The sequence below is a fragment of the Nocardia sp. IFM 10818 genome (assembly GCF_054655275.1).
The window spans coordinates 5,770,731-5,784,584 of sequence record NZ_BAAHJH010000001.1 but is presented as its reverse complement, the minus strand read 5'-3'; the positions used below and the strand labels follow the sequence as shown (position 1 = coordinate 5,784,584).

Here is a 13,854-nt window from a genome sequence, read left to right as displayed (position 1 = left end):
TCGTGCTCGTGGTTGGACCGGCGTCTCAGCGAGCGGGGTTCAGACGCTGTGTGAACAGCACGTTTCCGGTCGCGTCGCACAGGTTCACCGTGAGTTCGCGGGACTTGCCGTCGATGGTCAATTCGCCGAAATGCTGGTACGCCGCATCCAGCGGAGACGTGTTCTGCGCGGGCGGCGCGTGCACGAAAACGGCCTCCGGGCCGAAGGTTCCGTCCAGATTGTTCGGACCGAACGCGCCGGCGTTCAGCGGGCCCGAGACGAACTCCCAGAATTCATCGAAATCGGTGAAGGCGGCCCGCTCGGGCGAATAGCGGTGCGCGGCGGTGTAATGCACGTCGGCGGTCAGCCAGACGACGCCGGTCACCTTGTTCGCCTTGATGGCGGACAGCACCTTGGCGATCTCGGATTCGCGGCCGGAGGGGGCGCCCGGGTCGGCATTGGCGACGCCTTCGAAGGCGGTGTCGCCGTCCTTGACGATCAGGCCCAGCGGCAGATCATTGGCGACGATCTTCCAGGTGGCCCGGGACTCGCGCAGGCCGTCGATGAGCCACTGGGTCTGCGCCTGGCCGAGGATGCGGCCGTCCGGGGCGGTATTGGCGTTGTTCGCGTCCTTGTAGGTGCGCATATCGAGCACGAACACGTCCAGCAGGGGACCGTAGGACACCTTGCGGAACAGGCGGCCGTCCACGGCCTCCTTGGGCTCCACCGGCATCCACTCGTGGAAGGCCTGCCAGGACCGCAGGGCGAGGGTGTCCATGCTGCGCTCGGTGTAGCCCTTGCCGTCGGCGACCGTGCCGCCGGGGAACCAGTTGTTCACGGTCTCGTGGTCGTCCCACTGCACCAGCTGCGCGACCGAGGCATTGAAGCGGCGGTAGTTCTCGTCGCTGAGGTTGTAGGCGTAGTTGCCGCGGAACTGGTCGAGGGTCTGCGCCACGGCGCTCTTGGCCTCGGTGACGGTATTGCGCCAGATCCGGCCGTCCGGGAGGGTGACCGATTCCTTCAGGGCGTTATCGGCGTAGATGCAGTCGCCGGAGTGCAGGAACAGGTGCGGATCGCGCGCGGCCATGGCGGAGAAGATCTTCATACCGCCCAGATCCGGGTTGATGCCGAAACCCTGCCCGGCCGTATCGCCGGACCACAGCAGCTTGATATCCGAGTTCGCGGTGGGCACGGTGCGGAAGACGCCGGTGACGGCCTCGGAGACCGCCCCGCCCTCGCCTTCCAGGGTCACCCGGTAGTGCACCTGCTGCCCGGCGGGCAGGCCGTTGACGCGAATCCGCCCGGTGCCGTCCGAGGCCGGGGTGAGCATGGGGCCCTCGAAACGCTTGGCGTCCTTGAAGGATTCGGTGGCGGCGGTCTCGACAATGAGCTTCGCGGGCCGGTCCGAGCGCGCCCAGATCAGCGCGCCGTCACTGCGCGGATCGCCGACCGCGACCCCGTGCGTCACTATCGGCCGTTCGCGCACCAGCCCGGGACCGTTATCGGACGAGCACGCCGCCAGGCCGGGGGCGATGACCAGCCCGGCGGCGGACGTGCGCAACAGGGTGCGTCGCGAGAATGTAGCCATGCGCCGACCTTTCATCAGCGAGCTCAACATCAGCTGAACTGTGCCGGACACGTCCGCGAATTCCGGGTACGAGCGCGGTGTGTCGGATGCGCATTCGGTGTAGCCGGACTGTCATCCGCCGTGCGTATAGTCCGATTCATGGGCTTTCTCGGTGGTGTCTTCGGGTCGGCGCGAAATCGGTTCGGCAACAAGGTTCTTGCCCAGGTGCTGGCGTACGACGCCGTGGAATCGGCAGAGTTCGACGAGGAGGCGTTCGAGGTCGTGGTGCGGCGGCGGGGCAGCGACAGCTACGCCAAACTGAGCCTGGAGGCGCTGTTCAAGCGGTGTGAGGGCCGGCCCGAGCACGAGCGGGTGCAGCGGGTGGCGGATCTGGTGGAGCCGTTCCTGACCGATCAGCAGGCCGAACCCTGGGGGGAGGCGGCCAAACGGCTGCGGCCGGTGCTGCGGCCCGCGGACCGGAGCCAGTTCGGCATGGCGGGCATCCGCGCCCGCGATGTGCTGCTCACCCGTCCCGTGCTGCCGTTCCTGAGCGAGATGGTGGTGGTGGACAATCCGTCCACCATGCGCTTCGTCACCACCGCCGACCTCACCGCCTGGGGTGTGGAGGCCGACGAGGTCTTCAGCACCGCGCACTACAACCTGTCCGATATCGCCATGAGCACGCTGTCGGCGTTCGAACCGGCCGCGGGTGCCCAGGTGCTCGATTTCGCCGACGAGGACGGTGATTCCTATGTCGGTTCGCTACCGCTGGTCGGCGGCTGGCTGGCGGGCGCGGAGGCCCGGAGCGGTACGCGCCCAGTGGTTTTCCTGCCCGGGCATGCCGGGATGCTGGTGATCCTGGGCGGCGATCCCGATACCTTCGACCAGGTGCTCGCGCTGGCCGAGGAACGCTACGACGAGGCGTTGCGGCCGCTCTCACCCGTGCCCTACACCATTGACGACGACGGCGAGCTCATTCCCTACCGGGTCCCCGCCGGGCACCCGGCCTGGCAGTCCATCCGGCACGCCGAGACGCGCCTGGCCGCCGCCGTCTACGGCGGGCAGACCGACAAGCTGCGCGCCGACGACAATCGCGAGGAGGCCATCAGCGCCCTCATGCACCTGCGCGCGCCCGACGGCACCGAGCACACCATGACGCCCTGGACCGGCGGCACGCCCACGCTGCTTCCGCACGCCGACTACATCCTGTTCGTCATCACCGAAACCAATGCCTTCCGCGTCGCCTGGTCCGATGTGGCCGCGCTCGTAACCCTCACGCCCGCACCCGGATACGATCCGCCGCGGTATCGCGTGGACGACCATCCCGCGCCGTCGGTCATGGCGCGCCTGCGGGACCTGGCCAGCTGACCGGCCGCGACCGTCGAGCCGACCCGACGGGCCGCGCGACACAGCCCCGCGGCGGGTCGTGTGACGCGCCGGATAATCAGCGGACGCTGTCAGAGGTGTGGGCTATCGTCCGGAGTCGTGGACAGGGCGCAGCTGACAGCTGAGATGGCAGACGGTTCCAGACCGGAGTTCCTTTTCTTCTGGGGCCACACCCGCACCCCCGGCCACGCGGTCGGCAAATGGGTCCTGAGCCAGTGGTGGCCGGTCGAGTTCACCGTGGACGGCCAGACCTACCGCAGCGCAGAGCATTTCATGATGGCCGAGAAGGCCCGCCTCTTCGGCGACGAGGAGATGCGCGCCCGCGTCCTGGACAGCGAAACCCCCGCCGACGCCAAACGCATCGGCCGCGCCGTCCGCGGCTTCGACCAGGACGCCTGGGTGGCGCACCGCTACGACATCGTGGTCCGCGGCAGCATCGCCAAATTCGGCCAGCACGACGAACTCCGGGACTTCCTGCTCGCCACCGCCGGCAAGGTCCTGGTGGAAGCCGCTCCCGGCGACACCATCTGGGGCATCGGCCTGGGCGCCGACAATCCCGCCGCCCAGGACCCCGCCCGGTGGCGCGGCGACAACCTCCTCGGTTTCGCCCTCATGGACGCCCGCACCGCCCTCGCACCCGCCCATCATCCGTAGCCGGATTCCGTTGGTGCGCACCTGTTTCGGGTGCGGCGGGCTCGGATCGGCCGCGGGCTCGGATCGGCCCCCGGCAGCGGGTCGGCTCCGCACCGGTGGCTGCCGGCCCGCCGGGATTCGCCGAGATCAGGCCGGGTTCGCCCGTTCGTGCAACAGCAGCAGCATGTAGCCCGCCACCGTGTCGCCGTCGGTGATCTCCCCACTCGCGATCATCGATTCCAGCTCGGCGCGCGTGAACCAGGCCGCCCGCATGTCCTGCTCGGACGGCTCCCGTTCCGGCTCACCGATTTCGAGCTCGGTCGCCAGAAATATGTGCCCATGATGACTGCAGGTCGCGGGCGCGGGTGAAATCCGGCCGAGATAGGTCATCCGCCCGGCGCGCAGCCCCGTCTCCTCCCGCAGTTCCTGATGGGCCGTCGCGGTCGCATCGAACGCGTCGCCATTGTGCACCGCCCCGCCCGGAAACTCCCAGCACCGCTTCCGCTGCGGATATCTGAACTGCTCCACCAGGTGAAACCGATCCCCGTCCCGCGGAATGATTACCGCGAAGTCCGACTTGTCGACCACGGCGTAAATCCCGGGTGCGCCATCCGCCTGGCGAATGACGTCCTCGCGGACCGTGATCCACTGATTCGAATAGACCTCACGCGAGCGAAGCGTTTCCATGACCCGATCCTGCCCGCCGACCACACGTCACACAGCGCACGCCATGAAAATGTCATCAACGGCCCGCCCTCGATGATGAACTCGCCGCGCAGAATCCCCTCGACCTCGAAGCCCATGTCCTCGTAGAGGCGGCGCGCCATGGGGTTCGTGGCCAGTACCCGCAGGGTCAATCGGGTTGCGCCTTGGAGGCTGAGTCGCCCGGCCGTTGGCGGTGAGGAGCTGGCGCGGGCTGGGTGGCGAGTCGGGTGGCTGGCCGAGAACGCGTCGCGCACACCGCGGTTGGTGCGCGTCATGGCGGTTTATCAGCTGCGCGTGGGGCGTCCGGACCTGGTTGCGGAGCTGTGCCGGGAAGTGCTGGGCGGTGAGCTCTCGCCCGGGGAGCGGGCGAGCGTGCACGCCATCGAGGTGCTGGCGGCGCGGGCGATTTCAGCGGGGGATGGAGCGGGTGGCGGCGATGGTGTCGGCGGCGAGGGTTTCGAGGTCGGTGGCGGAGAGGTTGGTGTCGGGGCAGGCGACTATGGAGGCGGTGACGCGATTGGCGGTGAAGAGGGGGGCGGCTACCGAGACGACGGCGTTGTGGTCGGTTAGTTCGTCGGGGAGGTAGTCGATGGTGATGAGGTCGGTGATGAGGGCGTTGAGGCGGTGGCGGAGGGGGTCGGTGACGGGGGAGTGGCGCAGGGCGGCGAGGGCCTCCAGCATGGGGGCGGAGTCGTCGGCCAGGCGTTCGACGGTGTAGCCGCGGGTGCGGATGGCCTCGAGGACCGATTCGAGGCGGGGGCGCTGGGCCGGATCGGCGGCGTCGAGCCAGGCGCGGCGTTCGGAATCCGGCGCCCAGGCGATGAATTCGCGGGCCACCGGCGGTGCGAGGGGTAGGCGGCGGCCGATGCGGATCCAGGGGACCGAGGGGGTGCCCAGGACTTCGGTGATGAGGATCGAGTCGGCGTCGCGTTCGGCCAGGAAGACCGGAATGTCGTGCAGGGCCGAGAGTTTGCGCATGGCGTCGAGGGCCACCCGGCGCAGCGGGTAGGCGGCCTCGGCGCGGCGGGACACCGCCAGCAGGCCCAGGCCCAGGCCGTAGTTGCCGTCCTCGTCGCGAACGGTCCAGCCGTCGGCGGTGAGCTGGCTGAGGACCGCGTGCGCGGTGGCGCGGGACATGCCGGTGCCGCGGATGATGCGCGCCAGCGAAAGGTGCTCGGCGGGGTGGCGGGAGAGCAATTCGATGGCCTGAACCACGCGCCGGGTGGGCGGAGAGGCGGGAGGCTCGGGGGAACCGGCGACCGCTACGGGCTCGTCCGAAGCTGCGGATAGCGCTGTGGCGGTGCTGATTTCAGGCAAGTCGTCCTCGGTGCGGTCGTAGTCGGAATGCGGATGACGTAGTGCGATTACGGGGGTGGCGGCGGGTCGAGACGGTCATAGTCGGCGTAGGGGTGAAAACCGCGCGAGGTATTGACCCGGCGCGGGCTGTCGCCCTATCGTCGATGTCACATTATCGAACAATAGCGTCGAATATTCGACAACGCAAGTTGGCGGATGGCGCGGCGAGTGAGTGACTATGCGCACGGGGTACGAGTTGGGGCATCTGGCCGCCTTGGAGGCGGAATCGGTGCACATCATTCGAGAGGTCGCGGCCACCTTCGAGCGGCCGGTATTGCTGTTCTCCGGGGGCAAGGACTCGGCGGTCATGCTGGAGCTGGCGCGGCGGGCGTTCTGGCCCGCCCCGCTGCCGTTTCCCTTGCTGCACATCGACACCGGGCACAATTTCGACGAGGTCATCGACTTCCGGGACCGCACGGCCGCCCGGCTCGGGGCGCAGCTGCTGGTGGGCAGCGTGCAGGCGGACATCGACGCGGGCCGTGTGACCGAGCGCGCCGGCGAGACGCGGAATCGATTGCAGACCACCACCCTGCTGCGCAGCATCCGGGAATACCGCTTCGACGCGGTCTTCGGCGGGGCGCGCCGGGACGAGGAGAAGGCGCGCGCCAAGGAGCGGGTGTTCAGCTTCCGCGACGAGTACGGAGCCTGGGACCCGCGGGCGCAGCGGCCCGAGGTGTGGAATCTGTACAACGGCCGGCACCGGCAGGGCGAGCACATCCGGGTGTTCCCGCTGTCGAACTGGACCGAGCTGGATATCTGGGAGTACATCGACCAGGCCGAGGTGGAGCTGCCGCCGCTCTATTACGCGCATCGGCGCACCGTCCGCGAGCGCGACGGAATGCTGCTGGCGGACAACCGATTCCTGACCCCGCGCCCGGGCGAGCGGGCCTTCGAGACCACCGTGCGATTCCGCACCGTCGGCGACGCCACCTGCACCGGCTGCATCGAGAGCACGGCCGCCACCCCGGCCGAGGTCATCGCCGAGACCGCCGTCACCCGGCTCACCGAACGCGGCGCCACCCGCGCCGACGACCGAATCTCCGACTCCGGCATGGAGGATCGCAAGCGAGAGGGCTACTTCTGATGCGCCGCAACCTATTACGGCTGGCCACCGCGGGCAGCGTGGACGACGGCAAGTCGACCCTCATCGGGCGCCTGCTCTTCGACTCCAAAGCGCTGTTCACCGATCAGCTCGACGCCATCGAACGCGCCAGCATCGCCCGCGGTAATGGCGGCCCGGACCTGTCACTGGTCACCGACGGGCTGCGGGCCGAACGGGAGCAGGGCATCACCATCGATGTCGCCTACCGCTACTTCGCCACGCCCCGAAGGAAATTCGTCATCGCGGATACACCCGGGCATGTGCAGTACACGCGCAATATGGTGACCGGCGCCTCCACCGCCGACCTCGCGCTCATCCTGGTCGACGCCCGCAAGGGCGTCTCGGAGCAGACGCGCCGGCACGCCTTCCTGTCCGCACTGCTCGGCGTCGGGCACCTGGTGCTGTGCGTGAACAAGATGGACCTCGTCGACTTCTCCGAGCAGCGGTTCGAGGAGATCCGCGCGGAATTCGCGGATTTCGCCACCAAGCTCGATGTGGGCGACCTCAGTTTCCTGCCGCTCTCGGCACTGCACGGCGACAATGTCGTCGAAGCCTCCGCCCGCACCCCCTGGTATCCGGGACCGCCGCTGCTGCGGCATCTCGAGGAGGTGCACGTCGCCTCCGACCGCAATCTCATCGACGCACGCCTGCCGGTGCAGTACGTGATCCGCCCGCACGGCGACCACCAGCGCAGCTACGCGGGCACCATCGCCGGCGGCATCTTCAAACCCGGCGACGAGGTGGTGGTGCTGCCCTCCGGGCGCGCCAGCCGGGTCGGGCAGATCTGGGGACCGGGCGGCAGCAAGGTCGACGAGGCGTACACCGGCATGGCGGTCTCGCTCACCCTCGACGACGATATCGATATCGGCCGCGGCGATATGCTCGCCCGGCCCGGCAATCAACCGCATCTGGATCGCGATCTCGACGCCATGGTGTGCTGGTTCTCCGAGACCACCGAACTGCGCGCCGGCAACGACTATGTGATCCGCACCGCCACCCAGACCTCGAAGGTGCGGGTGAGCGAGCTGGACTACCGGCTCGACGTGAACACCCTGCACCGGCTCACCGACGCGGATCGGCTGGCGCTCAACGATATCGGGCGGGTGACCGTGCACAGCCGGTCGCCGATCATGTTCGACCCGTACCGGGACAATCGCGCGACCGGCAGCTTCATCCTCGTCGACGAGACCACGAACCAGACCGTGGCGGCGGGCATGATCACCGGCCGCAGCTCCGGACCCGCCGAACTCCCCAGCGGCCGCCCCGGTCACAGCCTGCGCCCGCCGCGCCAGGACGTGGTCTGGCACAAGTCGGCGGTCGATCGCACCCAGCGGCTGTCCACCGGCGCGACCATCTGGCTCACCGGGCTGTCCGGATCCGGAAAGTCCACCATCGCAGTGGAATTGGAGCGCCAGCTGATCGCCTCCGGCCAGCCCGCGTACCTGCTCGACGGCGACAACCTGCGGCACGGCCTGACCAGCAATCTCGGCTTCACCGACGCGGACCGGAGGGAGAACATCCGCCGCGTCGCGGAGGTGGCCGCGCTGTTCGCCGATGCCGGGGTGGTGGCCATCGTCTCGCTCATCAGCCCGTTCCGCGATCAGCGCCGCGATGCCCGGAAGATGCACGACGACAAGCGATTGCGCTTCTACGAGATCTTCGTCGACACCCCGCTCGAAGAGTGCGAGCTGCGCGACCCCAAGGGCCTGTACAAACGCGCCCGCGCCGGGGAGCTGCGCGAGTTCACCGGCATCGACTCACCCTATGAGCGGCCCGAGTACGCCGAGCTGACCATTACGCCCGGTGACGGCACCCCCGCCGACATCGCCCGGAACATTCGCCGAGAACTAGGAATCACGGACAACTGATGGACCAATCCGATATCGAACAGGCGGAACTGCCGCTCACCGAGCCCTTCCTGGCCGCGGTCGCCGAGGCGGAGAAGCTCGTCGCCACCGCGGAATTCATTCGCGACGAGCACGATCTGGCCGAGGGCTACGACTACCTGCAGGGCAGTATCGCCGCCGTGCTGCAGCTGTCGCGGGCGCACGGCACCTCGCATCCGTACTTCGTGACCTCCACCGGGCCCTATACCAAGATGGGCCTCGACAATCCCGACACGCTGTACTACCACGCGAATGTCGATCCGCAGGGCGAATACCTGCTCACCGGCGTGCGCGGCAGCACCGTCGACCTCAGCTTCCAGGTGCTCAAGGGCGATTACACCGCCACCGACGTGCCCAATGGGGATGACGCCTTCGACGACCGGCGGCTCGATATCGCCGAGGACGGCAGCTATCAGCTGCGGTTCGGGCCGCCGAAGGAGAATCCGGAACCCGGGTATTTCCAGCTCGGCGAGGGGGCCTCCATGCTCGCGGTGCGGGAGGTCTACGGCGATTGGAATGCCGAGCGCAAGGGCTCCATTCGCATCGAGCGGGTCGACACCGTCGGCACCGCGCCCGCCGAACCCGGTGTGGCGCAACTGCGTAAGCGCTACCGCGCTGCCGGGCGCATGTTGCTGACCCGCGTGCACACCTGGTTCAACTTCCCCAAGTGGTTCTACCTGGATCTGCCGGTCAACACCCTGACCGAGCCGCGGCTCACCCCGGGCGGTCTGAGCACGCAGTACTCCTCGGTGGGGCACTACGATCTGGCCGACGATCAGGCGCTCATCATCACGGTCCCGAAATCCGATGCGCCGTACCAGGGTTTCCAGCTGGGCAGCCGCTGGTACATCTCCCTCGACTACGTCAACCACCAGACCAGCCTGAATCATCAACAGGCCCAGGTGGATCCGGACGGCCTGATCCGCATGGTGGTCTCGCACCGCAATCCCGGCATCGCCAACTGGATCGAGACCACCGGCCGCACCCGGGGCATTCTCCAGTTCCGCTGGCAGCGCGTCGGGCGTCCGATCACCGAATCCGACGGTCCCGCCGTCGAACTCGTGCCCTTCGACAAGGTGGCCGAGCGGCTGCCGCACCACACCCACAATCGAATCGACGACGCGGGCTGGCGCGAGCGCATCGCGGCCCGGCAGCGCGGATTCGGCGAAAGGATGCTCGGATGAGTGAGGACAACTCTCGTAGCTCTCAGGGGCAAGCCCCTGAAACCCCGGAGGGCGCCGAGGGGCAGGCCGCTGGCGCCCCGGAGAGTGTTGGGGGGCAGGCTGCTGGCGCCCCGGAGAGTGTTGGGGGGCGGGCGGCCCGCGACCACGTGATCGGGGCTCGGCTGAAGACCGGTCTGCTGGCCGATCAGGTGGTCGTGGTGAGCGGCGTCGGGCCGGGCTTGGGGCGGTCGATCTGCTTGGAGGCCGCCGCGGCCGGGGCGAAGGTCGTGCTGGCTGCGCGCACCGAGTCTCGGTTGAAGGAGGTTGCCGCCGAGATCGAGGCCGAGGGTGGTGAAACCCTGTGTGTTGCCACCGATATCACCGATGACGAGGCTGTGCGGAATCTGGTGGCGCGCACGCTGGAGACCTTCGGGCGGGTCGATGCGCTGGTGAACAACGCCTTCGCGGTGCCGTCCATGAAGCCGCTGGCCCGCACCGACTATCAGCAGATTCGTGACAGCATCGATCTGACCGTACTGGGCGGTCTGCGGATGACGCAGGCGTTCACGGAGGCGCTGACCGAGACCAAGGGCTCGGTGGTCATGATCAATTCGGCGGTGCTGCGGCACTCCGAACCGCGCTACGGCAGCTACAAGGTCGCGAAGTCGGCGCTGCTGGCCATGTCGCAGACGCTGGCGACGGAATTGGGGCCCAAGGGTGTTCGCGTCAATACCGTCGCGCCCGGCTACATCTGGACCGACCAGCTGAAGTGGTACTTCGGCGAGATCGCCAAGAAGTACAACATCACCCCCGAGCAGGTCTACGAGCAGACCGCCGCCAGATCCGATCTGAAGCGGCTGCCCGAGCCGGACGAGATCGCCCGCGCCGTCGTCTTCCTCGCCTCGCCCTGGGCCAATGCCATTACCGGCCAGACCCTCGACGTGAACTGCGGCGAGTACCACGTATAGCGATCGAGCGGGGATCCATGGGGTGCCGGCCCAACGGGAGGCCGAAGTCGCCAGGATCCCCGCTCACCACAAGGAGTTACCCATGAGCGGACGCACAAACGTCGGCACCGTCGAGGATCTGCACGCCTCGGCCACCAAGGTCAGCGGGCTGGACGACTTCGGTCCGGACGACTACCGCGAGGCGCTCGGCGTCCTGCTGGAGTCCTATCAGCGCGATGCCGGGCTCACCGAACTCGGCTCCAAGATGAGCCGCTACTTCCTGCGCGGCGCGCTGGTGGCGCGGGCGCTGAGCGAGGCCGCCTGGAAGGCCCATCCCGATCACGCCGAAACCCCGGTCAACCGGCCCATTTTCGTGACCGGGCTGCCGCGCACCGGCACCACCGCCCTGCACCGCCTGCTCGCCGCCGACCCGCAGCATCAGGCCCTGGAGATGTGGCTGGCCGAATTCCCGCAGCCGCGCCCGCCGCGCGACACCTGGGCGCAGCACCCGGTCTATCAGCAGATCGACGCCGGATTCGCACAGCATCGCGTCGAGAATCCGGAATTCATGGGCCTGCACTACATGAGCGCGGCCGATGTCGAGGAGTGCTGGCAGCTGCTGCGGCAGACCGTCAAGTCCATCTCCTATGAATCCCTGGCCTATCTGCCGACCTACTCGCAGTGGCTGCGAAAACAGGATTGGACCAATGCCTATGTGCGGCACCGCCGGAACCTGAAACTCATCGGGCTCGGCGACAGCCGCCGCTGGGTGCTCAAGAACCCCAGCCACCTGTTCGCCCTCGACGCGCTCATGAGCGTGTACCCGGACGCGCTGATCATCCAGACCCACCGCGACCCGGTCACCATCGTCGGCTCCTCGTGCAGCCTGTCCGAGCACGCCGCCCGCGGCTGGTCGACCACCTTCACCCGGGAGCGGATCGGCGAGACCCAGCTGGAGCTGTGGTCGCGGGGCCTGCGCGAGTTCAATACGGCCCGGGCGCGCTACAACCCGAATCAGTTCCTGGACATCGAATTCGAGGATCTGCGCGCCGATCCCATGGGCACCGTCGAGAAGATCTACGGCCGGTTCGGTCTCGAGTTCACCGAGCCCGCCCGCGCGGCCATGCTCGCGCTGGACGAGGAGAGCAAGAGCGGCGATCGCAAACCGGCGCACCGCTATTCGCTCGCCGACTACGGCCTCACCGAGGACCGGGTCAAATCGGAATTCGGGCTCTCCTGAGCCATCCCTACCGGCGGCGCCGCGGCAGCGCCTCATAGCGCAGCCGCAGCCCGTCGGTGAAGGCGGTCAACGCCAATTCGAAACTCTCGGAATCGATTTCATCGGCCTTGGCGCGCAGCAGATGCGCTTGATCCAGGTGCGGGTAGCGGTCGCGATAGACCTGCACGTCATCGACGAACCCCCGGGAGAACGAACCGATGGTCGCGCCCATCACCAGATACCGGGTGGCGGCGCCGATCATGGTGGCCTCGCGCGGCGGCCAGCCCGCGCCCACCAGCCCGCCGTGCACGGCGTCCGCGAAGCGCAGATGCTCATCGCGCTTACCCGGGCCGGTGGACAGATACGGCACGAAATTGGGATGCGCGACCAGGGCGTCCCGATAGGACCGCGCCCAGTCGATGAGCGCCTGCCGCCAATCCCCGCGCTCGAACGCCGAGACGTCCACGCGCGCCATGATGTGCTGCGCGATGTCGTCGAGCAGCTCGTCCTTGGTCGGGTAGTGGCCGTACAGCGAGGCGGCCTGCACCCCCAGGTCCGCGGCCAGCTTGCGCATGGACAGCGCCGACAACCCGCCCTGATCGATCAGCGCCAGCGCCGCGTCGCGAATGCGGTCACGGCTCAGCAGCGGCACCCTCGGCCTGGGCATCGGCTCACCTCCTGCGGACTCTTGAAAAACCGAACATCGTTAGGTTACCTTCGGAGCATAAACCTAACAACGTTCGGTTAGGAGCGTTCGTGGACTTCGAACTCGGCGAGGCACAGCGGGAACTGCGTGACCTCGCCCGGGACTGGGTGGACAAAGAGGTCGTGCCGCACGCCGCCGCCTGGGACCGGGCGGAATCGGTGGACACCGCCATCGTGGGCAAACTCGGCGCCATGGGATTCCTCGGCATCGAGATCCCCGAGGAGTACGGCGGATCCGGCGGCACCGCCCTGGACTACTGCGTCGTGCTGGAGGAACTCGGGCGCGGCGACAGCTCGGTGCGCGGCATCGTCTCGGTCTCGCTCGGGCTGGTCGGCAAATCGATCAAGACCTACGGCACCGCGGCGCAGCAGCGGGAATGGTTGCCGCGCTTGTGTTCCGGGGAAGCGCTGGGCTGCTTCGGGCTCACCGAACCCGGGACCGGATCCGATGCCGCGAGCCTCCTCACCAAGGCCGTGCGCGAGGGCGACGACTGGCTGCTGACCGGCACCAAGATGTTCATCACCAATGGCACCTGGGCCGATGTGGCGCTCGTCTTCGCTCGCACCGGCGGTCCCGGCCCCAAGGGCGTGACCGCCTTCCTGGTGCCCACGGACGCACCGGGATTCACGCGCACCGAGATCAAGGGCAAGCTCGGCCTGCGCGGCCAGGCGACCGCCGAACTGGTCCTCGATCGGGTCCGTGTTCCCGATTCCGCGCGCCTCGGCGACGAGGGCCAGGGCTTCAAGATCGCCATGGCCGCCCTCGACAAGGGCCGCATGGGCGTGGCCGCCGGGTGTGTCGGCGTCGCCCGCGGCTGCCTGGAGGCCGCGGTGAAATACGCTTCCGAACGCGAGCAGTTCGGCAAGCCCATCGCCTCCTACCAGCTGGTTCAGGAACTCCTCGCCGATATCGCCGTCGAGGTGGAGGCCGCGCGCCTGCTCACCTGGCGGGTGGCCGATCTCATCGAGCGCGGCAAGCCGTTCGGCACCGAGGCCTCGGTCGCCAAACTGTTCGCCAGCGAGGCCGCGGTGCAGGCCGCCAACAATGCCATCCAAGTATTCGGCGGATACGGCTACATCGACGAGTACCCGGTCGCCAAATACCTGCGCGACGCCCGCGTGCTCACCCTCTACGAGGGCACCAGCCAGATCCAGAAACTGCTCATCGGCCGCGCCCTCACCGGCGTGAACGCCATCCTCTGACAA

The 13,854-nt window shown here is 68.1% G+C and carries 12 protein-coding genes; 8 read left to right on the top strand and 4 right to left on the bottom strand.

Annotation, left to right across the window (positions count from 1 at the left end):
• Positions 1-25 precede the first annotated feature (25 nt).
• Positions 26-1,567, bottom strand: a complete 1,542-nt coding sequence (locus tag ACYQ5L_RS26960) for an alkaline phosphatase D family protein (protein WP_459961060.1) — start codon at positions 1,565-1,567, stop codon at positions 26-28.
• Positions 1,568-1,705: 138 nt separating this feature from the next.
• Here ACYQ5L_RS26960 and ACYQ5L_RS26955 point away from each other — a divergent pair, with 138 nt between their 5' ends.
• Together ACYQ5L_RS26955 and ACYQ5L_RS26950 are read left to right on the top strand one after the other, a co-directional pair.
• The gene (locus ACYQ5L_RS26955; RefSeq protein ID WP_459961059.1) at positions 1,706-2,914 is read left to right on the top strand and encodes a DUF1444 domain-containing protein; all 1,209 of its coding nucleotides are present in this window, start codon (positions 1,706-1,708) and stop codon (positions 2,912-2,914) included.
• A 117-nt stretch (positions 2,915-3,031) separates the two neighbouring features.
• Entirely contained in the window at positions 3,032-3,586 is a 555-nt protein-coding gene (locus ACYQ5L_RS26950) for an NADAR family protein (RefSeq protein WP_459961058.1), read from the top strand.
• A 126-nt stretch (positions 3,587-3,712) separates the two neighbouring features.
• Here the strand turns inward: ACYQ5L_RS26950 and ACYQ5L_RS26945 are convergent, their stop codons facing one another.
• Positions 3,713-4,252, bottom strand: a complete 540-nt coding sequence (locus ACYQ5L_RS26945) for an NUDIX domain-containing protein (RefSeq protein WP_459961057.1) — start codon at positions 4,250-4,252, stop codon at positions 3,713-3,715.
• A 426-nt stretch (positions 4,253-4,678) separates the two neighbouring features.
• Positions 4,679-5,485, bottom strand: coding sequence for a helix-turn-helix domain-containing protein (locus ACYQ5L_RS26940; RefSeq protein WP_459961056.1), 807 nt, complete (start codon positions 5,483-5,485; stop codon positions 4,679-4,681).
• 319 nt (positions 5,486-5,804) lie between these two features.
• Here ACYQ5L_RS26940 and cysD point away from each other — a divergent pair, with 319 nt between their 5' ends.
• The 5 genes from cysD (at position 5,805) to ACYQ5L_RS26915 (ending at position 11,964) form a co-directional block, all read left to right on the top strand.
• The gene (cysD, locus tag ACYQ5L_RS26935) at positions 5,805-6,710 is read left to right on the top strand and encodes a sulfate adenylyltransferase subunit CysD (RefSeq protein ID WP_459961055.1); all 906 of its coding nucleotides are present in this window, start codon (positions 5,805-5,807) and stop codon (positions 6,708-6,710) included.
• Positions 6,710-8,596, top strand: a complete 1,887-nt coding sequence (gene cysC, locus ACYQ5L_RS26930) for an adenylyl-sulfate kinase (RefSeq protein ID WP_459961054.1) — start codon at positions 6,710-6,712, stop codon at positions 8,594-8,596. Before cysD ends, cysC begins: the two co-directional genes overlap by 1 nt.
• Complete coding sequence (locus ACYQ5L_RS26925; protein ID WP_459961053.1) at positions 8,596-9,798, top strand: hypothetical protein; 1,203 nt, start codon at positions 8,596-8,598, stop codon at positions 9,796-9,798. Before cysC ends, ACYQ5L_RS26925 begins: the two co-directional genes overlap by 1 nt.
• Positions 9,795-10,745, top strand: coding sequence for an SDR family oxidoreductase (locus tag ACYQ5L_RS26920; RefSeq protein WP_459961052.1), 951 nt, complete (start codon positions 9,795-9,797; stop codon positions 10,743-10,745). Before ACYQ5L_RS26925 ends, ACYQ5L_RS26920 begins: the two co-directional genes overlap by 4 nt.
• 82 nt (positions 10,746-10,827) lie before the next feature.
• Entirely contained in the window at positions 10,828-11,964 is a 1,137-nt protein-coding gene (locus tag ACYQ5L_RS26915) for a sulfotransferase family protein (RefSeq protein WP_459961051.1), read from the top strand.
• A gap of 7 nt (positions 11,965-11,971) precedes the next feature.
• Here ACYQ5L_RS26915 and ACYQ5L_RS26910 read toward each other — a convergent pair whose 3' ends face one another.
• Positions 11,972-12,610 (bottom strand): TetR/AcrR family transcriptional regulator, encoded by a 639-nt coding sequence (locus ACYQ5L_RS26910; protein ID WP_459961050.1) that lies wholly within the window; start codon positions 12,608-12,610, stop codon positions 11,972-11,974.
• Positions 12,611-12,699: 89 nt separating this feature from the next.
• Between ACYQ5L_RS26910 and ACYQ5L_RS26905 the strand changes: the two genes are divergently transcribed.
• Positions 12,700-13,851, top strand: a complete 1,152-nt coding sequence (locus ACYQ5L_RS26905; protein WP_459961049.1) for an acyl-CoA dehydrogenase family protein — start codon at positions 12,700-12,702, stop codon at positions 13,849-13,851.
• Positions 13,852-13,854: the final 3 nt, after the last annotated feature.